This is a genomic window from Salinivibrio sp. YCSC6 (genome assembly GCF_004916735.1).
Classification (GTDB): Bacteria; Pseudomonadota; Gammaproteobacteria; order Enterobacterales; family Vibrionaceae; genus Salinivibrio; species Salinivibrio proteolyticus.
This window is the reverse complement of record NZ_CP039516.1, coordinates 629,128-650,364: the sequence shown is the minus strand read 5'-3', so window position 1 is coordinate 650,364 and position 21,237 is coordinate 629,128. Positions and strand designations below refer to the sequence as shown.

The following is a 21,237-nucleotide window of genomic DNA, read 5'->3' as shown; positions in this document are numbered from 1 at the left end:
GGGCAGTATGGTTCCGAGAAAACGGCTCGTGAGAAGTAACTTCCGTAAAAACACGATTTCCGCCGCTAACCGGCGTAAGCGCATGCGTCAAAATATGCACAAGAAAGTGCTTTGGCGACAACGTACGTTTGCCATCCGCGAGTTCGCCGCCTTTGACGATGCGTTTTAACCCTCTCCCTGCTCTCGAGCCGCTTTTTTAGCGGCTTTTTTTTCGGCTCGGCGACGACGAAAAAACGCTTGAAGCTGCTCGCGGCAAGCATCCTCAAGCAGCCCCCCTTGCGATGCCACGTGATGATTCACGCCCTCGTAACTGAGCAAGTTCATCACCGATCCTGCCGCACCGGTTTTAGGGTCGGAGGCGCCAAAATACACGTTGCGAATACGGCTATGTACCATAGCCGCAGCGCACATTGGACAAGGCTCTAAAGTGACATACAAGTCAGCATCAATCAGGCGATAGTTCCCCAGCACTTGACCTGCTTGGCGCAATGCCATGATTTCCGCATGCGCAGAAGCATCATGTTGGGTAATTGAACGGTTCCATCCGGTCCCGATAATCTCCCCTTGGTACACCACCACAGCCCCGACCGGCACCTCACCCTCTTGCTCGGCTTTTTCCGCCAGCGTCATGGCGTGGCGCATGTATTTTTCGTGCTCGTTTGATGGCGTTTGCAACTCGCTCATTCAAAACCCTGTAACTTCACCCATTGAGATGGCGCCAAGTATACGACACAAATAAGCCGGCTCGAAGGCCGGCTTGTCTGTCGTCACGTCGGAACGCGTTATTGAACCAAGTATTGATAGCTTGCTTGAATGCCCAACGGCAACCCAACCGCCCAATAAGCCAGAAGGAAAAGCGTCCAGCCCACCAGCATGGTGATGGAATATGGGATCATTAACGACGCCACAGTGCCAATCCCGGTCGATTTCACATAGCGCTGGCAATACACCACCACTAGCGGGAAGAAAACCATCAATGGCGAAATAATGTTAGAGACAGAGTCACCCACACGATACGCCGCTTGTGATAGCTCAGGCGAAATGCCGACAACCATCAGCATTGGTACGAGAATCGGACCAATCAGTCCCCATTTTGCCGATGCCGACCCGATCAGTAAGTTGACCATGGCGGTGAGCAGGATCATACCCACAATCGTCATTTCACCCGGCAATTTCATCGATTGCAGCAACTCAGCGCCGTTGAGTGCTAACAAAGTACCAATGTTGGATTGGGTAAATGCAGCCAAAAATTGCGCACAGAAGAACGCCATCACCATGTACGCACCCATAGTCGCCATGGTATCCGACATGGATTTGATTACGTCTTGGCTGGTTTTAAAGGTACCTGCGGTTTTGCCGTAGACAATGCCCGGAATAATAAAGAGCACGAAAATCAGCGGTACGATTGATTGCATAATCGGCGCATCAAATGCGGTCAGTTCCCCTGACGGAGAGCGAAGTGGCGATGTTTCCGGCCAAGCAGCAGCAACAAGCGCAGCAATTCCCACCAACATGGCCAAGCCTGCGCGGTTAAACGCTTTACCTTCAATCGCCGTGAATGAACCAAGGTCAGGAGCGTCTTCAGCATCCTCATCAATCGGCGTGCGGCTAAGGCGCGGTTCAATGATTTTCTCAGTCACAAACCAGCCTAATGCCACAATCAAAATCGATGACAGGCCAGTAAAGTAGAGGTTTGCGAGTGGATTCACCTGATAGGTATCATCCAATACGTGAGCGGCTGATTCGGTAAATCCAGCGAGTAAAGGATCAATGCCAGACGGAATAAAGTTCGCTGAAAATCCCCCCGAGACACCGGCAAACGCGGCGGCAATCCCCGCCAATGGGTGGCGTCCCGCCGCATGGAAGATAATCCCGCCTAGTGGGATCACCAGCACATAGCCTGCATCTGCGGCAGTGTGGGATACAATCGCTACCAAAATCAGCATTGGTGTAAGCGCTTGCTTCGGCGTCACACTCAACATTTTCTTCAGACCGGTGGTGATAAAGCCTGACTGATCAGCCACTCCCACCCCTAGCATCGCAACCAAAACAATGCCCAGCGGCGCAAAACCAGTAAAAGTGCTAACCATGTTGGCTAGAAAGTGTGCGAGCGCATCGCCGGTGAGTAGGTTGTTCACTTGCACCGCATTCCCCGTCAGCGGGTGAACGGCATCGAACTCTACTTGCGATAAAATGGCCGACAATACCCAAACGATAATCAAGCCCCAGAAAAACAACAGTGCCGGATCAGGAATACGGTTTCCTGCCCGCTCAATCATATTTAAAAACCGGTCTAACCCTCGCGGGCCGTCAGCATCCGCTGACTGACTAAGTTGACTGCTCACAGCTCACTCCATATTGTTTCAATGTCGCCACAGCACATGCCCTGACGCTGCCTTTAATGACAAATTAATGAAATATCGGCCCCAGTAAAGCAAAAATCAGCATAGTTAGCTACACAACACCCTGTTAGCAAAATGTTAACCATCAGATATATTTGCTTTTCAGCACAAAAAACCGCAATGACGGGATAACCCTGAAACATTTAGAAACAAAAAAGCCCACGCTAGGCATGGGCTTTATGTCGTTAATCTGGCGTTTTACTTTCTCAAACGATCATTCCCACTCAATCGTCGCTGGCGGTTTGCCGGAGACGTCGTAAACCACGCGGGAGATGCCGTCGACTTCGTTGATAATGCGGTTCGACACTTTGCCAAGGAAATCGTATGGCAGGTGTGCCCAGTGCGCGGTCATAAAGTCGATGGTTTCGACAGCACGCAAGGCAATGATCCAATCGTATTTGCGGCCATCGCCCATCACGCCAACGGAACGTACCGGTAAGAAAACGGCAAAGGCTTGTGAGACTTTGTCGTACAGATCGGCGTTGCGCAGTTCTTCGATAAAGATTGCATCCGCGCGACGTAAAAGGTCACAGTATTCTTTTTGGATCTCGCCCAGCACACGCACACCAAGGCCAGGCCCTGGGAATGGGTGGCGGTAAAGCATGTTGTAAGGCAGGCCTAGCTCAAGGCCAATCTTACGGACTTCGTCTTTGAACAGCTCTTTGAGCGGTTCAACTAAGCCCATTTTCATTTCTTCCGGAAGACCGCCCACATTGTGGTGCGATTTAATCACGTGTGCTTTACCGGTTTTCGAGGCTGCTGATTCAATCACATCCGGATAGATGGTGCCTTGCGCCAACCATTTGGCGTTTTTCATTTTGGTGGCTTGCTCGTCGAATACTTCAACAAACACGCGGCCAATGATTTTACGCTTAGCTTCAGGGTCAGCTTCGCCTTTCAGCGCGTCAAGGAAGCGGTCTTCGGCGTTGACATGGACAATGTTGAGGCCGAAGTGGTCACCAAACATTTCCAGTACTTGCTCGCCTTCGTTAAGGCGTAGCAGGCCGTTATCCACAAATACGCACGTGAGCTTGTCGCCAATCGCGCGGTGAACCAGCATTGCCACTACTGAGGAATCAACGCCACCAGATAGGCCAAGGATCACTTCATCATCACCGACTTGCTCGCGAATACGCTCAACCGCATCTTCGATGATAGATGCAGGAGTCCATAGGCGCTCACAACCGCAGATGGTCATCACAAACTGCTCTAGCATGCGTTTGCCTTGGCGAGTATGCGTGACTTCCGGGTGGAACTGTACGCCGTAGAAACGCTTCTCTTCATTAGCCATCGCCGCAAACGGACAGGTGTCGGTTTCAGCGATTTTGACGAAATCTTCTGGGATAGCGACCACTTTATCACCGTGGCTCATCCACACATCCAATAGCGCGGTGCCATCTTCTGCGATCGCATCTTCAATACCATCAAACAAAGCACTGTTGGCAACACGCTTAACTTGGGCATAACCAAATTCGCGGTGCTCAGAGCCGGCCACTTTACCGCCCAGTTGCTCAGCCATGGTTTGCATGCCGTAGCATACGCCAAGCACCGGCACGCCAGCATTAAAGACATACTCAGGCGCACGCGGTGAGCCAGCTTCAGCGACACTTTCAGGGCCACCGGAAAGGATGATGCCATCAGGGGCAAAATCACGAATATCTTGCTCTTCTACATCCCAGCTCCACAACTCACAATACACTCCGATTTCACGGACACGACGTGCAATCAGTTGCGTGTACTGGGAGCCAAAGTCGAGGATCAAAATACGTTGAGCATGAATGTTTTTGGTCATTATCTGGCTTTCTCAATTAAGTGGAACAAAGGGGCGTTGTCAGCCCTCTTGGACGAATAGAAAGCGGTGTGACCCTTAAGCCACACCGCCATACATTATCCGAGGCGATAGTTAGGCGCTTCTTTGGTGATGGTCACATCGTGAGCGTGTGACTCTTTCATGCCCGCGCCAGTCACGCGAACAAATTGCGCTTTGGTGCGTAAATCGTTGATGGTGGCAGAGCCAGTCAGACCCATGCATGAACGCAAACCGCCCATTTGTTGGTGGATGATTTCTTTCATCATGCCTTTGTAGTCTACACGGCCTTCAATGCCTTCTGGGACCAATTTGTCGGCAGCATTGTCGCTTTGGAAGTAACGGTCAGATGAGCCTTTTGACATCGCGCCCACCGATCCCATACCACGGTACGATTTGTACGCGCGGCCTTGGTAAAGCTCAACTTCACCCGGTGATTCTTCCGTTCCTGCCAGCATGGAGCCAACCATCACACAGGATGCGCCAGCGGCAATCGCTTTACACATATCGCCCGAGAAGCGAATGCCACCGTCAGCAATGACCGGAATACCATATTCCTGCGCAACCGCTGCTGCATCACTGATAGCAGTAATTTGTGGTACGCCAACCCCGGTCACAATACGGGTGGTACAAATCGACCCTGGACCAATCCCTACTTTAACGGCATCAACACCAGCTTCAATCAGGGCACGAGCACCGTCTGCCGTGGCAACGTTACCCCCTACGATTTGCAGGTTTGGATACGCGGCGCGTGTATCACGAATGCGTTGTAACACGCCTTCAGAGTGGCCATGTGATGAGTCAATCAAAAGAACGTCAACACCGGCTTCCACCAAGGCGGCCACACGCTCTTCATTGCCCGCGCCAGCACCGACGGCGGCACCCACGCGCAGACGGCCTTGCTCGTCTTTACAGGCGTTTGGTTTGCTTTCTGCTTTCTGGAAGTCTTTTGCGGTGATCATGCCGCTTAGGTGGTGGTCTTGATTGACGACCAAGATTTTTTCCACGCGGTGTTGCTGCATCATTTGCTGAACTTGTTCTCGATCGGCACCTTCTTGCACCGTGGCTAAGCGCGACTTCGGCGTCATCACTTCATCAACACGCTTGCTCAAGTCAGACACAAAACGTACATCACGGCCGGTGATAATGCCGACAAGCTCTTTTTGTGCGTTAACCACTGGATAGCCGGCGAAACCGTTGCGTTCGGTGAGTGCTTTCACATCCGCAATGGTCATTTCTGGCGTCACTGTCACAGGGTTTGTGACCATGCCCGCTTCGTAAATTTTAACCAAGCGAACTTGCTCAGCTTGCTGTTCAATGGTCATGTTTTTGTGGATAAAACCAAGGCCACCTTCTTGCGCAAGTGCAATCGCCAGACGGGCTTCTGTCACCGTATCCATCGCTGCTGATAAAACAGGGATGTTCAGGCTAATAGAACGAGTCAGTTGGGTTCGCAGATCCGCAGTGTTCGGAAGAACAGTGGAATGGGCAGGGACGAGGAGTACATCGTCAAAGGTTAGCGCTTCTTTCGCGATTCTCAGCATTGCAATATCTCACACCAAAATTTGTGAAGGGGAACAAAATATTGCCGCAGCATTATACGTATAGCGCAAACGTTTGGCTACAGGTTTTTACTGAGAATTTTCATTTATTGGTGTCTTTGATTTTAGGCGCTTAATATTCAATCACTTCGGGTGAAAACGCCCACTCACGCACGGCATACGCTTAGCAATTGGCATCCTCAAACCAGACAGGTAGTATGCGTGCAGGTGAATGAAAAAGGTTGGCGACGTGAGCACAAACAATCGCAACATTTTGACGGTGTCTCGGCTGAATGCCGAAGTTCGGCTGTGTCTTGAGCGCGATATCGGCATTGTCTGGTTAAGCGGGGAGATTTCCAATTTTACCGCCGCAGTCTCGGGGCATTGGTATTTATCGCTAAAAGATAACCAAAGCCAAGTGAAATGTGCCATGTTCCGCGGTAACAACCGTCGTGTTACCTTCAAACCGAAAAATGGCGACCAGGTGTTAGTCCGCGCCCGAGTGTCCTTGTATGAGCCACGCGGTGACTATCAGTTGATCCTCGAAAGTATGCAACCTGAAGGGGATGGGCGGTTACAACAAGAGTTTGAGCAACGTAAGCAAGCGCTTGCGGCCGAAGGACTTTTTGCTCAAAGCGAGAAAAAGCCGTTACCCGCTCAACCACGCCGTATTGGCATTATTACCTCCAAAACCGGCGCTGCCTTGCATGATATTCTGCATGTGCTCAAACGGCGCGATCCTAGCCTACCCGTTGTTATTTATCCTACGCTGGTGCAAGGGCGCGATGCCGCGGTCAGCATCGCGCAAGCCATTGGTCGTGCCAATAGCCGTGCAGAGTGCGATGTTTTGATTGTGGGTCGTGGCGGGGGGTCGCTAGAAGATCTCTGGTGTTTTAATGAGGAAATCGTCGCTCGTACTATCGCGGCCAGCACAATTCCTATCGTCAGTGCGGTGGGCCACGAGGTGGATGTGACCATTGCTGATTTTGTCGCTGACATGCGCGCCCCAACCCCTTCAGCTGCTGCGGAGCTGGTTAGCCGCGATCTGAGTTATCGGCTTCAGCAATACCAGCAACGCGAGCAGGCACTCAGTCGCGCGATGGCCGATGTGCTTTATCGTCAACAACGCCATCTCACCCAATTGTCGCACCGTTTGTCCCACCAGCATCCGCGCACGCGCTTACAACAGCAAAGCCAGCGATTGGATGAGCTACAACGGCGCATGCAACAGGCGATGATGACCAAAATTCGTCGCGCTCAGGCGCAATGTAACCAGTTGGACGGCCGATTGCAGCGTGCAACGCCAATCCACACCATTCATCGCCAGCAAGGGCATGTGAGCCAGCTTGAGCAGCGTCTTAATCACGCCATGGACGCTCACTTGCAGCACGCACAACAGCGGTTGCATACCCTGATGGCAACCTTAGATGCCGTTAGCCCACTGGCCACCCTAACCCGAGGTTATTCCATCACGCGTACGGACGATGGCAAAGTGGTGACCCAGACCGATCAGCTTAGCGTGGGTCAAACACTACATACCCATCTGCGTGAGGGTGACATCACAAGTACGGTCACCGCGCTTGCACCCGCTTCTGTCTCCCCCACGCAGGATTAACCTCTGCGCAACCGACTTCTTTCTGATCTGATTGTGATCGCCTGATCGAGGGGTTAATGCCCCTTGATCAGCTTCCTACCCTAAAAAGAATATTTATCAATACACTTCCCGAAAGCATAAGTTACATGTTCTGCATTTGGATTTTAAGCGATATAAAAAACTATCTAGGCATCTATTTTGGACGTGATCCAGAATTAATGAAAAGAGAATAGCGTCAGGTGATGGTTGAATTCTCACCGCTCAAAAACCCGACTAGCGCGGTATGACAGCGGATCGTTTCACTGACTGTAACCTGCATTTTAATGTGATTTAGATCACTTTATTTCCGCAAAAGATCATGAAAAGGATCATAGAGCGACAAAGAAGATCAAAAAAGCCCAGCGCGATGGCTGGGCGAGTCATTATTTTTTGTTTCGGTTTTTCACCATATCCATCAAGCGCTTGCGCTGTCTGGACTGAGAAAGCGTCAGCTTCTCTTTCTTCCCTTCATACGGGTTTTCACTATTCTGGAACTGGATCTTAATCGGGGTGCCCATAATATCGAGCGTCCGGCGATAGTAGTTCATTAAATAGCGCTTGTAGGAGTCCGGAAGTTCATTGACCAAGTTACCGTGAATCACCACAATCGGTGGGTTATAGCCCCCGGCGTGTGCATATTTCAGCTTCACTCGGCGACCTCGAATCATCGGCGGTTGGTGGTCGTCCTGCGCCATCTTCATGATGCGCGTCAGCATCGATGTGCCTACACGCTTAGTCGCTGACTCATAGGCTTCTTGAATTGACTCAAACAAGTGACCCACACCCGTACCATGCAGGGCAGATATAAAGTGAACACGCGCAAAGTCGACAAAACCAAGACGGCGGTCGAGCTCTGATTTGACGCGCTCTTTCACTTCGCTATCCAATCCATCCCACTTGTTAACTGCCAGCACAATAGAGCGTCCGGCATTCAAGGCAAAGCCCAGTAGGCTTAAGTCTTGGTCAGAGATGTTTTCGCGCGCATCAATCACCAGCAACACCACATTGGCGTCTTCAATCGCTTTAAGGGTTTGGATGACCGAGAACTTCTCGACTTTATCCGTCACGCGCTTACGACGTCGTACACCGGCGGTGTCAATCATCACGTATTCGCGTCCATCACGCTCCATAGGAATGTAGATAGAGTCGCGTGTGGTGCCCGGCATATCGTAAACCACTACGCGCTCCTCGCCGAGCATGCGGTTGGTTAGGGTCGATTTACCCACATTTGGACGGCCAATAATGCCGATTTTAATCGGCTGGGCTTGAAGGCGGGCGTACTCGTTTTCCGCTTCCTCTTCGGTCATGGTGGTTTCGTCTACCGGCTCGATATCATCCTCACCGGTGAGATCAACCAAGCCAGCTTCTTGATCTTCTTTAGCTTGTTCCGCGAACGGCATCAGCGCACGATTGATCAAGGTACTTACACCGCGACCATGTGCGGCCGCAATTTGGTACATGTTGTCCATGCCTAATTGCCAAAAGTCAGACGCGGCGGTGTCCGGATCCATCCCGTCGACCTTATTCACCACCAAGAAAGATGTTTTTTCTCGGGTGCGAATATGCTGTGCAATCTCTTGGTCGGCCGGGGTTAAACCCACACGACCATCCACCATAAACAGGACAACGTCTGCTTCTTCAATGGCGGCCAAAGACTGCTCGGCCATTTTGGTTTCTACGCCTTCCTCGGTGCCATCAATACCGCCGGTATCGATCACGATGAACTCATGTTCACCCAGCATCGCTTTACCGTATTTTCGATCCCTGGTCAGTCCCGGAAAGTCCGCTACTAGCGCATCACGCGTGCGGGTTAGACGATTAAAGAGCGTCGATTTCCCCACGTTCGGGCGCCCTACAAGGGCAATAACAGGAATCATGTAGACCTCTTCTCTTTCATTCTCTTATCAATGAACAAGGCTCCTCACTGTCAGAGCAGTCAGGAGCCCAAAATAGTTATGTTGGCTAATTCTACTCGATGGTCAGTTTTCTCATTTGACCATCACGTGTGATCACAATATAGCCGTTATCCGTTTGTACTGGCGCAACGGCGATGCCATTGCCTTCCAGTGACTGCTGAGCAACAAACTCACCGGTTTGTGGATCAAGCCAGTGCAAATAACCTTGGCTGTCACCCACCATGATGTAACCACTGCTCGCCGAAGGTGGCGTGAGAATCCGGTATTCCAGTTCAGTGTTACGCCATTTTTCTAGGCCGTTGCGCGCATCCAATGCCACGATATCGTCTTTATCATCAATCAGATAAACGGTGTTGCCCGCAACCATAAAGTCTGTCGCTGTCGAAAAATCACGCTTCCACGCCGCTTGGCCAGAGCGCAAATCAATCGACACCAACTGACCATTATACCCCACCGCGTACAGGCGGTCGCCTTCAATCACCGGAGTGGCATCCACATCGACCAGACGATCAATTTCGGTCGCCCCTTTCGGCGTGGAAATTGGAATTTGCCAGAGCGAGCGACCATCTTGGATCATCGCCGCGCCCAGTCGACCATTGGCCATGCCCCAGAATAAACCGCCGGAGATAGTGACTGGCGCACTGTCGCCACGCAAGCTGAGATTGGGCACATCGTTGGTGTTGTTCCATTGCACTTCACCCGATTCGGCGTCCAACGCAACTAGCTCACCGCGGCTGGTATTGACCACGACCAGTCCAGCTTCAACCAAGGGTTTTGACAGGATTTCGCCGTTGACGTTTTGTTGCCAAACGAGCTCACCGTTTTCGGCATCCAGTGCATAGAGCACCCCAGTTTCCGCACCGACATAGACTTTCCCGTAAGACGCACTCAAACCGCCCGAGAGCAACGCAGGTACATCGGTTTGCACTGATTGTTCCCATACCGACTGACCGGTCTGTAAATCATACGCGCCGATAAGGCCGTTACGATCTGCGGCAAAGACTTTGTCATAAGCCACGACCGGACGCAGTGCAGAGTAATAATGACCGACGCCATCACCGACTTGTGCTTTCCATTGCAAGCTTGGGGTAAATTGGCTATTCACCGTCGGCAATGGTGCCATTTGCACCACATCTTCTTCACCGGCACAACCGGCGAGCAACGCCAAGGCAGCTGCCATCGCCGCCCCACGCCATAATCCTTTTGTCATACCGCGACCTTACTGACTGAGGTTGTTAAGCTTCATATTGACGGTTGGGTTCTCTGCCGCTGCAAGTGACGCCGCATAGGCGCTACGTGCCGCATCTTTGTCGCCTTTAAGCAGCATGATATCACCACGGATCTCTTCCACTTTCGCGTGCCAGCTTGGTGCCTTCACGCTATCGAGCTCAGTCACTGCGGTGTCATAATTACCTAACTCCGCCTCAATCCGCGCAAGACGAGTGGCAATTAATCCATGAATGGCATCGTCTTTAACCCAAGCACTGGCTTGACGAAGCTGTTCGCTCGCTTGCGCAAGCTCCCCTTGTTCAACCAGTTTTTTCGCCAATTGCATGGCAGCTAACGCACGATAGCCTTCGTGGTCTTCGCTTTTAACCACGTTCTCAAGGGCGGCGGTTTCGCCTTTGTCCAGACCACTAAGCGCTTGAACATATTGCTGTGAGGCTTGTTCCTTGCTCTCAGTCACGTGTGCTTGGTAGTAACGCCATCCATATAGCACACCCAATCCGACTACAGCGCCAATAACAACGGCTTTGCCGTTATCTCGCCACCACTTTTTAATCGCTTCAACTTGCTGTTCTTCTGTGGTGTAGACGTCCACGATCTGTCCTCTCTAAATCAAATCTGCGAGTGTCGCGGCGACCTCGTCTTGTTTCAAGGTTTGCTGCTCGCCGCCTTTCAAATCTTTTACTGCCACGGTGCCATTCGCGACTTCATCTTCGCCAAGCACCAGTGCCACAGACGCACCGACTTTGTCCGCACGTTTAAATTGTTTTTTGAAGTTACCCCCGCCAAAGTGCGACATAACACGTAGGCCCGGGACTTGCTCACGTAAGCGCTCAGCCAGCTGCATACCGGCAACGAGGCTACCTTCTCCAACCGTGACAACATACACATCCACTGCAGGACGCACATCATCTTGGTTCAGGGTTTCGAGCATCAGAACGAGACGCTCGAGGCCCATCGCGAATCCAACGGCTGGGGTCGCTTTACCGCCGAGTTGTTCAACCAGACCATCATAGCGACCGCCACCACATACTGTACCTTGGGCGCCAAGGCTGTCTGTGATCCACTCGAACACGGTGCGGTTGTAGTAATCAAGGCCACGGACCAAACGGTGGTTAACCTCGTATTGGATGCCTGCTGCGTCCAAGAGTTCACACAAGCCGGCAAAATGCTGCTTCGATTCCTCATCGAGGTAGTCGCTCAGCTTAGGAGCATCCACCAGAATGGCTTGGATGTCAGCATTTTTGGTATCCAACACACGTAATGGGTTGGTTTTCATGCGGCGTTTGCTGTCTTCATCCAAAACAGATTCATGCTGCATCAAAAAATCCACCAAGGCTTGGCGATAGTCAGCACGCGCTTGTGGCGAGCCAATTGAATTAAGCTCTAAACGGACGTGATCGGCAATGCCTAGCTCACGCCAGAGACGCGCCGTCATCATGATCAGTTCAGCGTCGACGTCTGGGCCATCGATGCCAAACACTTCCACACCAAATTGGTGGAATTGACGATAGCGGCCTTTTTGTGGACGCTCGTGACGGAACATTGGGCCGGTGTACCAAAGGCGATGTTCTTGGTTATAAAGCAAGCCATTTTCAATACCGGCACGCACACAACCCGCTGTCCCTTCAGGACGCAGTGTGAGGCTGTCACCATTGCGATCATCAAAGGTGTACATTTCTTTTTCGACAACGTCGGTGACTTCACCAATGGCGCGGCTAAAAAGATGGGTTGCTTCCACGATAGGCATGCGTACTTCGCTATACCCGTAAGCGCTGACCACCTGCTTGACCGTGTTCTCTAGTTTTTGCCATAGGGGAGACTGAGACGGGAGGCAATCGTTCATGCCTCGAATTGCTTGAATTGTTTTAGCCACGTTAACTTCCGTTACCGATTAAAGAGTGAGAATGGAGAAGGCGGCCGTTAGGCTTCGCCTTCCTTTTCAATTTGTGAGACGTCGATGCGGTTCTTTTCATCCATCATCGCCGCTTTCGCGCGAATTTTTGCCTCAAGTGCGTCGACAAGGTTCTCGTTATCAAAACGCTCTTTCTGACGCTTGCCATCGAGGTAATAGGCGCTGCGTTTGTTGCCACCCGCCAAGCCTAGGTGAGAGACTTCGGCTTCACCGGGTCCATTCACCACACAGCCAATCACAGAAACATCCATCGGCGTGGTGATGTCTTCAAGGCGCTGCTCGAGCGCATTCACGGTTCCTATCACATCAAATTCTTGACGCGAACAGCTTGGACAGGCAATAAAGTTCACCCCGCGTGAACGGATCCGCAGTGATTTTAAAATATCAAAACCGACTTTGATTTCTTCTACCGGATCAGCGGCAAGGGATACACGCAAGGTATCACCAATGCCTTCCGCTAATAGCATCCCTAGGCCCACCGCAGATTTAACCGCACCCGCACGGGCGCCACCTGCTTCGGTAATGCCAAGGTGCAGCGGTTGATCGATTTGCTGCGCCAATTTTCGATATGACTCGACGGCCAAGAATACGTCTGAGGCTTTCACGCTGACTTTAAATTGATCAAAGTTGAGCCGATCCAGGATATCGACATGGCGCATCGCTGACTCAACTAGCGCGTCTGGGGTCGGTTCGCCATATTTTTCTTGTAAATCACGCTCCAGTGAGCCGCCATTCACGCCAATACGGATCGGGATATTCTTATCTCGCGCAGCATCCACCACGGCACGAATGCGTTCTTCACGGCCTATATTACCGGGATTGATGCGCAAGCAATCCACACCGTATTCTGCGACTTTTAAGGCAATACGGTAGTCAAAGTGGATATCCGCGACCAACGGAATCGAGGTTTGCGCCTTGATCAATTTAAAGGCTTCAGCCGCATCCATCGTCGGTACCGAGACACGTACAATGTCGGCGCCCACTTTTTCTAGCGCTTTAATTTGCGCTACTGTGGCATCTACATCTGTGGTGCGTGTATTGGTCATCGATTGCACCGCTATCGGCGCACCATCACCAATGGGAACATTACCGACGTAAATACGTTTAGACGGACGGCGTTTAATCGGGGATTCGGTATGCATGTCGACGTTCTCTGATTACTGCGGAAGGCGCAACCGTGCCACTTGGCCGGTTGGATAGCCATCAAGATCAATATTATCGCCATTAAAAGTAATGGTCACCGCACTCGGGGCGCCCAATACCAGTTGATAAGGCGGCTCACCGTTTAAAGTCAGTGCATCGCCGTTGGTTTTAATGCCCGTGGCCAAGCGCGCACCGGTGGCATCACGGACGTCAATCCAGCAATCGCTGCTAAAGCGCATGACCAATGTGTTGTCCGCAGCGACCGGCGCTTCGTTGTCGTTGCCGACACTGTCATTGGCAACGCGTTGGGCTTCATCGATTTGTTCGCTGATGCTCGGTTCGCTGGTCGTTGACTCTGGCGCCACGGCTTGTGTCGCTTGTTGTCCTTCGCTAGAGGCTGGTACCGACGGCTCTGGTTCAGCGTCCGAGATAGGTGCTTGTGCAGGCTCATCGCTTTGTGTTTCTTGCGGCGCGGCTTCTGGAATTGGCTCAGCCACCGGCATGGTATCGGTGTCATTCGGCGTGGTCACCAACTCGTCCGCTGCTTGCTGTGGCACTAACGGTTCAACGGTTTGTTGATTTTGCCAGTACCAAGCACCCGTGATCCCAACCAAGATCAGCGCAATCACTCCTGAGAGCATCATCAAACGGCTCTCGCTTTTCTGACGACGTGTTTTGCGTGAAAAGCTCTGCATTTTTTGCACCGTTTCAGCACTGCTGGCTTCCATATCGCTGGTACCAATCAGGCTATCGGCGTCAATTTGCATCAGTTTGGCGTAGGATCGCAAATAGCCACGTGTAAACGTGGCCAATTGATCGGTATCTGGATTGTTGTTTTCGAGATCTTCAATCACGCTCACGCGCAATCTCAGCCTGTCGGCAACATCGCGAACACTCCAGCCCATTTTTTCACGCGCTTGCTTTAATACTTCCCCGGGCGCAGGTTGAGTATGCGTTTGCGCTTGTTCTTCCGTCTGTTCAGTATTCATTCGCTAGGTACAATTGATATTCTTTGGATTCTGGAAACTGTTGCGCCAATCGTTGTGCATCATGGGCAGCTTGCTCCGCGTTGCCTTGTTGTTGATGTGCCTTCACTAAAAGCAGTAGCCCCGCAGGGCGCTCGCCGACCTGTCTTTGCAGACGTTGAATACGTGCGATAGCACGCGTCTCTTGCCCATCTTCGATTTCAAGTTTGGCAAGTTGCAATCCTGACCGTACTCGAAGTGGGTCATGATCGACGGCTTTTTCAAACAAGGCTTTTGCACTTTGCCTTTCCCCAGCCGTTAGCTGACAAAAGGCGGCATTTTCATAACTGTCTGACACCCGATGATAATACGGTTGCGCAATGGCTTGCAAAAATGCTTGCTTCGCCGCAGCAAAACGCTGCTGCTCACACAAAAATACACCATAATTGTTATATACGTCGCCATTATCGGGCGCCTGGCGCAATGCTTGTTGATAAAAACGGTCGGCTTTTTCACTTTCACCGACACGTTGTTGATAATACGCCATTGACAGCAAGGCACGATAGTAGTCTGGCGCATATCGTAGCGCTTGTTGTAAGTTTTGCTGCGCTTGTTGATAGCGATCACTGTTTAGGTAGCCTAATCCCAGTGATATTCGGGCATCCGCTGCCCGAATACTATCAAATTCTGAACTTTTTTGCTTTTCTACTGGCGTGGCACATCCAGCCAACGTCATGATGAGTAAGAGTACACAGCCAGTACGGTGCATGTCCCTATCCTTTTTTCTGAGCCTAACGGTCAGACTGGACGAACAGGGATAACCTCCTGTGCACCCAGTCGCTTCTCGGCGCGTTTGGTTCGATCAATGATATCGCCGGCTAATTGCCCACAAGCGGCATCAATATCATCTCCACGCGTCTTGCGTACCGTCACGGTAAAGTCGTATTCCATCAAGGTTTTCATAAACCTATCGATACGAGAATTACTCGGTTTCTTGTACGGAGACTCAGGATACGGGTTAAATGGAATAAGGTTAATCTTCGCTGGCGTATCTTTCAGTAGCTCTGCGAGCTGACGCGCATGCTCCATATAATCATTGACATGATCGAGCAAAATATACTCAACCGTGACACGACCACGGTTCGCATTCGATGTCGCAATATAACGGCGCACGGCATCAAGGAATGCCTCAATGTCCCAGCGGTCATTGATTGGCATGATCTGGCTGCGAAGTTCATCATTCGGCGCATGCAGAGAAATCGCCAACGCCACGTCGATTTTACCGATCATTTGCTCAAGACCTGACACAACCCCTGAGGTTGAGACCGTCACGCGACGCTTCGATAGGCCGTAGGCGTTATCATCTAGCATCAGGTTCAACGCTGGGATCAGGTTTTTCATGTTCAGTAACGGCTCGCCCATGCCCATCATCACCACGTTGGTAATCGGACGGCGACCGGTTTCTTTTTCAATCCCGATTTCTTTCGACGCACGCCATACCTGACCGATGATCTCAGACACGCGCAAGTTGCGGTTAAAGCCTTGGGCACCGGTCGAGCAGAATTTACAGTCCAACGCACAACCAACCTGCGAAGACACACACAAGGTAGCCCGATCATCTTCTGGGATATAAACGGTTTCAACATCTTGGCCAGCCACACGCATGGCCCATTTAATGGTGCCATCTTTTGAATACTGGGCCGATGCCACTTCTGGTGCGCGGATCTCTGCCACACGCTTGAGTTTCTCACGCAACTTCTTGTTGATGTTGTTCATCTCATCGAAGTCGTCGCAACCGAAGTGATAGATCCACTTCATGACTTGGTCAGCACGGAATGCCTTTTCGCCGAGCTCGTCAGCAAAATATGCACGGAGTGCCTGCCTGTCAAAATCAAGCAGATTAACTTTCTCTGTTGTCATTGGGGGTTGCCTCGTAAGAACTAGCTGTGTGGTAAAGACAAGTATATTCGCCATTGCGTCACGCTGCTTGTCCGCCCTGTTATGCTAACAAGGGGCTGGCGTGCGCGCTCAAGGCGCGAAATTGTACAGGCTTTAGATCACAGTTTCCACTCTCAGCAAGCAGGGTTATTTGCACTTAAGACGTAAAAAAAGAGGCCAACGCCTCTTTTTAAAACACTCGTGCGCTAAAAGCGGGATTAGCAACGAGGATGGATCTCATCGGCCGGGAAGAAGTAAGCAATTTCACGCTCAGCAGACGCGGGGCTATCCGAGCCATGCACTGAGTTGTATTGCATGCTTTCTGCAAAATCGGCGCGCAAGGTGCCACAAGCCGCTTCTTCTGGGTTAGTTTTCCCCATTAGCTCGCGATAACGGCTAATCGCGCTCTCACCTTCTAGCACTTGGACCATAATGGGACCCGAGGTCATAAACTCAACCAGTGACGCAAAGAACGGTTTGCCTTGGTGTTCGGCATAAAACCCTTCTGCTTGCTCCTTGGTCAGATGCAGCATTTTCGCTGCGACAATACGCAAACCAGCACTTTCGATACGCTGATAGATAGCACCAATGAGGTTACGCTCTACGGCATCAGGCTTGACGATAGAAAAAGTGCGTTCAATGGTCATTCGCTTTTCCTTTCACTCTCTATAATGGGCCTCAAGGGACGATACGGGCCTACCCTAGCAGACTTTATCCGTGCGCCCTAAGCCTAATCAGGCGAAGCGTTAACTGGCACAAAAAATCAGTGACATACTTCGCCTGTTTTCAGTCAATGCGCGATTATTTTGCCTCATCCAACAACACACGAGCGAGGGTTTTCACACCCATACCGGTCGCGCCCACCGCCCATTTGTCATTCGCAGCTTTACGGTAGGTGCCGGAGCAATCAACGTGCATCCAACCTTTTTGATAATCATCCACGAAGTAGGACAAGAACGCAGCCGCGGTGCTCGCGCCTGGCATGTATGCACCGGAAGACGCATTGGCAATGTCCGCGAACGATGAAGGCAAGAGTTTCCGGTGGAATTCTGCCAGTGGCAGCGGCCACATGCCTTCACCTTCTTGCTGCGCCGCCTCAAGAGTGCGATGCGCCAGTGAGTCGTCAAAACTGAATAAAGCGTGATAGTCATTACCCAGCGCGGCTTTCGCTGCACCGGTTAGGGTCGCACAATCAATCAAGAGTTCAGGCTTGTGTTCACTGGCGTACATCAGACCATCAGCTAAGACTAATCGGCCTTCCGCATCAGTGTTGAGCACTTCGACCGTCACACCGTTTTTGTAGGTAATGATATCCCCAAGCTTATAGGCGCTGCTTGAGATCATGTTTTCTGCGCAGCATAGGATCAGTTTGACGCGCTTATTCAGCCCTTTAGCAATCGCCATCGCTAATGCGCCGGTCGCGGTGGCAGCCCCACCCATATCGGCTTTCATCGACGCCATAAAGTCAGACGGCTTAATGCTGTAACCGCCCGAGTCGAAGGTGATCCCTTTCCCCACTAAACACGCATAGACAGGGGCAGATTCATCACCAGTTGGGTTGAAGTCAAGCTGCAGCATGGTCGGTTTACGCGCCGAACCACGTCCAACGGTGTAAATGCCGTTCCAGCCTTGCTCAAGCAAATCGGTGCCAGAAATAATTTTATAACTGACCGCCTCCGGGGCCATGGATTTGACAAACTCCCCCGCGCGGGCAGCCAGTTGATGAGGGCCCACTTCTTCGGCAGTTTGGTTGATAATGTCGCGCACCCAATCGCCCACTTGCTGGCGCAGGGCGAACTCATCGGCATCGGCGCCACTGAGGACCGCCTGTTCAAATGCGACGGTATTTTTCGGGGCGCGCAAACCTTGATAGAACGCCCACGCCAGTTCCAAGTCCCACTGGTCACCACCAAGCGTTAATGCGGGTACGCCTTGCCCTTCAAGCTTGCGAGCGGCTTGCTGTACTCTATCGCGTTGCGTCTCGCCTTTTGGCGCGTGTACAACCGCTTTATCCGCCTCAAATGAGACCAAGGCGTTCTCGCCCCAATGCGCGGCTGCCGGTTCATGCGACAAAGTAACCATTAATGTTTCAGACATAGTTGCACTCCTTGTACTATCGCGCTGCTTTTTGCTGCGCAGCGTCATCCGGCTATCTTAATCGAGGTCGATGACAGCCAGTTGAATGTAAAAAAGCGAGCCGATTGGCCCGCTTTTAATAATGTGTTAGGTATTTGGCCACAGATACTGTGCCGAGGCAGTGGCTAAAATACAAGTATTATCAGCCACTCACGAGAGTTAACCCTCAGTCTAGCTCATCCATCCAACACATGATGATCGCTTCTAGGATACGCTCATTGGAACGTTCCGGATCGTCATCAAAATCCTCTAACTCAGTGATCCAACGGTGCAAATCCGTAAAACGTACCGCTTTAGGGTCTACATCTGGGTAGGTATCACTCAGTTCAATCGCGATATCGCGTGAGTCTGTCCATTTCAAGCTCATCTTGCTTCTCCGTCCTTAGCGGCTTGGATTAATGGTTTTCTGCCGCATGGTTGAGGGTATAACGTGGGATCTCGACCACGAGATCTTCATCCGTGATTTTTGCCTGACAGCCGAGACGCGATTCAGGCTCCAGCCCCCACGCTTTATCCAGCATATCGTCTTCTAGCTCGTCACTTTCGTCGAGAGAGTCGAAGCCCTCACGAACAATGATGTGACATGTGGTACAGGCACAGGACTTTTCACAGGCATGTTCGATCCCAATACCGTTTTTTAGCGCCACGTCGAGAACCGTTTCACCTTCTTTGGCCTCTAATTCTGCGCCTTCTGGACACAAATCTTGGTGTGGCAGAACAATAATCTTAGGCATGATTACACCTCATCAATGGATTGGCCGGCCAACGCATGACGAATCGATTGGTCCATGCGACGTGCCGCAAAGGTCTGGCTTGCTTTATCCAGCGCTTTGATTCCGGCTTCTATCGCAGCGCCATCATCACCGTTGCGCAGAGCGATCAGTTTTTCTATTTCATTCACCAGTGCTTGTTGCTCATCGGCATCAAGCAAGGTATCGCCATCTTGTTGCATCGCAACAAGCAGCCCTTCAATCACGCGGTCAGCTTCAACACGCTGCTCCGCTAAGTAGCGCGCGTCTTTGTCTTCTGCCGCATGGGTAAACGATGATTTGATCATCGTAGCGATCTCGTCATCGCTGAGCCCGTAAGACGGCTTCACTTGGATGGACGCTTCAACCTCGGTCGATTTTTCCATCGCGGTGACAGACAGCAAGCCGTCAGCATCCACTTGATAGGTAACGCGCACATGTGCGGCGCCAGCCGTCATGGGTGGAATGCCTTTCAGGCTAAACTGGGCCAGTGAGCGACAGTCGTCGACCATCTCACGCTCGCCTTGTACCACATGCACTTTCATGCCGGTTTGGCCGTCTTTGAAGGTCGTAAACTCTTGCGCTTTGGCGACAGGAATCGTGGTATTACGTGGAATGATTTTTTCCACCAAGCCACCCATGGTCTCAATACCGAGTGACAAGGGGATCACGTCCAACAACAACATGTCAGAGTCTGGCTTGTTGCCGACTAGAATATCCGCTTGAGTGGCCGCGCCCATGGCAACCACTTTATCTGGGTCAATGCTGGTGAGGGGCTCACGACCGAAGAATTGGCCAACCTGCTCACGAACCGCAGGCACACGGGTTGAACCGCCCACCATAACCACTTCCAGCACTTCATCAGCACTGACACTGGCATCTTTCAGTGCACGACGGCACGACATCAAGGTTTTCTTGATCAGTGGCGCCACCAGCTGATCGAAGGTTTCTCGCGTCAGCACGCCCTGCCAACCAAGCACATCAATGGCCGTGGTATCCGCCGACGATAGCGCAATTTTGGCTTGTGTCGCCGCGTGAAGCACCGTACGACGCTCATCACCACTCAGGGTTTCAAATCCGGCTTGCTCGCAGATCCACTGTTCAACCAAGTGGTCAAAATCGTCGCCACCCAGTGCCGAGTCACCGCCCGTGGCCATGACCTCAAACACTCCTTTCGAAAGGCGCAAAATAGAAATATCAAAGGTACCGCCGCCAAGGTCGTACACGGCAATCACGCCTTCTTGACCAGAGTCGAGGCCGTAGGCAATCGCCGCCGCAGTTGGCTCATTAAGCAGGCGCAAGACATTAAGGCCTGCAAGTTTGGCCGCATCTTTGGTCCCTGCGCGCTGCGCATCGTCAAAGTAAGCAGGCACCGTAATGACCACGCCTTCTAAGGCGTCGCCTAGGCTGTCCTCTGCGCGCTCACGCACGGCACGTAAAATATCGGCCGAACCTTGAACTGGGTTAATCGCCCCTCGACGTGTCTCGACTTGTGGAAGACCGTTTTCGGTTTTAGAAAACTGATAAGGCAAATTAGGGTAGCGGGCTTGGACATCTTCCAATGAGCGTCCCATCATACGTTTCACGGACACCAAGGTGTTCGCGCTGTCTGTCTGCACTTTGTCTAGCGCATCATAACCGACAGAAACAGTCTCTTCACCGTAGTGGACGACGGAGGGGATCAAAGGTCGGTCTTGATGGTCGTTCAAGGTGGTCGCCTTGCCACTTCGCACCGACGCTACCAAGGTGTTGGTGGTCCCTAAATCAATGCCCACCGCGTGTTTGTGCTCGTGCGGCGCAGCACTTTGACCGGGTTCTGAAATCTGTAACAGTGCCATGTCGAATCCTTAAACTTTACTGCGTTG

General features: G+C 51.7%; 19 protein-coding genes. 2 read left to right on the top strand and 17 right to left on the bottom strand.

Going from position 1 to position 21,237, the window contains the following annotated elements; translation table 11 throughout:
• The first annotated feature begins 7 nt into the window (after positions 1–7).
• Positions 8–169, top strand: a complete 162-nt coding sequence (locus E8E00_RS17120; protein ID WP_167314748.1) for a hypothetical protein — start codon at positions 8–10, stop codon at positions 167–169.
• Here E8E00_RS17120 and tadA read toward each other — a convergent pair.
• The 4 genes from tadA to guaB all read right to left on the bottom strand — a co-directional run bounded on the left by tadA (position 166) and on the right by guaB (position 5,753).
• Positions 166–684, bottom strand: coding sequence for a tRNA adenosine(34) deaminase TadA (tadA, locus tag E8E00_RS02825; protein ID WP_096629638.1), 519 nt, complete (start codon positions 682–684; stop codon positions 166–168). The two genes, E8E00_RS17120 and tadA, sit on opposite strands and share 4 nt — an antisense overlap.
• Positions 685–782: 98 nt before the next feature.
• Positions 783–2,279, bottom strand: coding sequence for an AbgT family transporter (locus E8E00_RS02820; protein WP_096631492.1), 1,497 nt, complete (start codon positions 2,277–2,279; stop codon positions 783–785).
• A gap of 337 nt (positions 2,280–2,616) precedes the next feature.
• Complete coding sequence (guaA, locus tag E8E00_RS02815) at positions 2,617–4,194, bottom strand: glutamine-hydrolyzing GMP synthase (RefSeq protein ID WP_069590677.1); 1,578 nt, start codon at positions 4,192–4,194, stop codon at positions 2,617–2,619.
• Between the two features lie 95 nt (positions 4,195–4,289).
• A complete protein-coding gene (guaB, locus tag E8E00_RS02810) occupies positions 4,290–5,753 on the bottom strand; it encodes an IMP dehydrogenase (RefSeq protein ID WP_069590671.1) in 1,464 nt (487 codons plus the stop codon).
• Positions 5,754–6,000: 247 nt separating this feature from the next.
• Between guaB and xseA the strand changes: the two genes are divergently transcribed.
• The gene (gene xseA / locus E8E00_RS02805) at positions 6,001–7,365 is read left to right on the top strand and encodes an exodeoxyribonuclease VII large subunit (protein ID WP_240531907.1); all 1,365 of its coding nucleotides are present in this window, start codon (positions 6,001–6,003) and stop codon (positions 7,363–7,365) included.
• Positions 7,366–7,766: 401 nt separating this feature from the next.
• Here the strand turns inward: xseA and der are convergent, their stop codons facing one another.
• The 13 genes from der to hscA form a co-directional block, all read right to left on the bottom strand.
• Positions 7,767–9,260, bottom strand: a complete 1,494-nt coding sequence (gene der, locus E8E00_RS02800; protein WP_069590670.1) for a ribosome biogenesis GTPase Der — start codon at positions 9,258–9,260, stop codon at positions 7,767–7,769.
• 91 nt (positions 9,261–9,351) lie between these two features.
• A complete protein-coding gene (gene bamB, locus E8E00_RS02795; RefSeq protein ID WP_096629645.1) occupies positions 9,352–10,509 on the bottom strand; it encodes an outer membrane protein assembly factor BamB in 1,158 nt (385 codons plus the stop codon).
• Positions 10,510–10,518: 9 nt separating this feature from the next.
• Entirely contained in the window at positions 10,519–11,121 is a 603-nt protein-coding gene (locus E8E00_RS02790) for a tetratricopeptide repeat protein (RefSeq protein WP_077456458.1), read from the bottom strand.
• 12 nt (positions 11,122–11,133) lie between these two features.
• Entirely contained in the window at positions 11,134–12,402 is a 1,269-nt protein-coding gene (gene hisS / locus E8E00_RS02785) for a histidine--tRNA ligase (protein WP_069590664.1), read from the bottom strand.
• A gap of 47 nt (positions 12,403–12,449) precedes the next feature.
• Entirely contained in the window at positions 12,450–13,583 is a 1,134-nt protein-coding gene (gene ispG / locus E8E00_RS02780) for a flavodoxin-dependent (E)-4-hydroxy-3-methylbut-2-enyl-diphosphate synthase (protein WP_069590662.1), read from the bottom strand.
• A 15-nt stretch (positions 13,584–13,598) separates the two neighbouring features.
• A complete protein-coding gene (rodZ, locus tag E8E00_RS02775) occupies positions 13,599–14,573 on the bottom strand; it encodes a cytoskeleton protein RodZ (protein WP_096629648.1) in 975 nt (324 codons plus the stop codon).
• Complete coding sequence (pilW, locus tag E8E00_RS02770) at positions 14,563–15,318, bottom strand: type IV pilus biogenesis/stability protein PilW (RefSeq protein ID WP_096629651.1); 756 nt, start codon at positions 15,316–15,318, stop codon at positions 14,563–14,565. The genes rodZ and pilW overlap by 11 nt, the downstream gene beginning before the upstream one ends.
• Positions 15,319–15,347: 29 nt before the next feature.
• Positions 15,348–16,469, bottom strand: a complete 1,122-nt coding sequence (locus E8E00_RS02765) for a bifunctional tRNA (adenosine(37)-C2)-methyltransferase TrmG/ribosomal RNA large subunit methyltransferase RlmN (protein WP_069590656.1) — start codon at positions 16,467–16,469, stop codon at positions 15,348–15,350.
• 236 nt (positions 16,470–16,705) lie between these two features.
• Positions 16,706–17,134, bottom strand: a complete 429-nt coding sequence (gene ndk, locus E8E00_RS02760) for a nucleoside-diphosphate kinase (RefSeq protein ID WP_096629654.1) — start codon at positions 17,132–17,134, stop codon at positions 16,706–16,708.
• Positions 17,135–17,288: 154 nt separating this feature from the next.
• A complete protein-coding gene (gene pepB, locus E8E00_RS02755; protein WP_069590652.1) occupies positions 17,289–18,584 on the bottom strand; it encodes an aminopeptidase PepB in 1,296 nt (431 codons plus the stop codon).
• A 205-nt stretch (positions 18,585–18,789) separates the two neighbouring features.
• A complete protein-coding gene (gene iscX, locus E8E00_RS02750; protein ID WP_175418670.1) occupies positions 18,790–18,984 on the bottom strand; it encodes a Fe-S cluster assembly protein IscX in 195 nt (64 codons plus the stop codon).
• Positions 18,985–19,018: 34 nt separating this feature from the next.
• Positions 19,019–19,357: an ISC system 2Fe-2S type ferredoxin gene (gene fdx, locus E8E00_RS02745; RefSeq protein WP_069590648.1), complete on the bottom strand. Its 339-nt coding sequence runs from the start codon at positions 19,355–19,357 to the stop codon at positions 19,019–19,021.
• Between the two features lie 2 nt (positions 19,358–19,359).
• Positions 19,360–21,210: a Fe-S protein assembly chaperone HscA gene (gene hscA, locus E8E00_RS02740; protein ID WP_069590647.1), complete on the bottom strand. Its 1,851-nt coding sequence runs from the start codon at positions 21,208–21,210 to the stop codon at positions 19,360–19,362.
• Positions 21,211–21,237 lie beyond the last annotated feature (27 nt).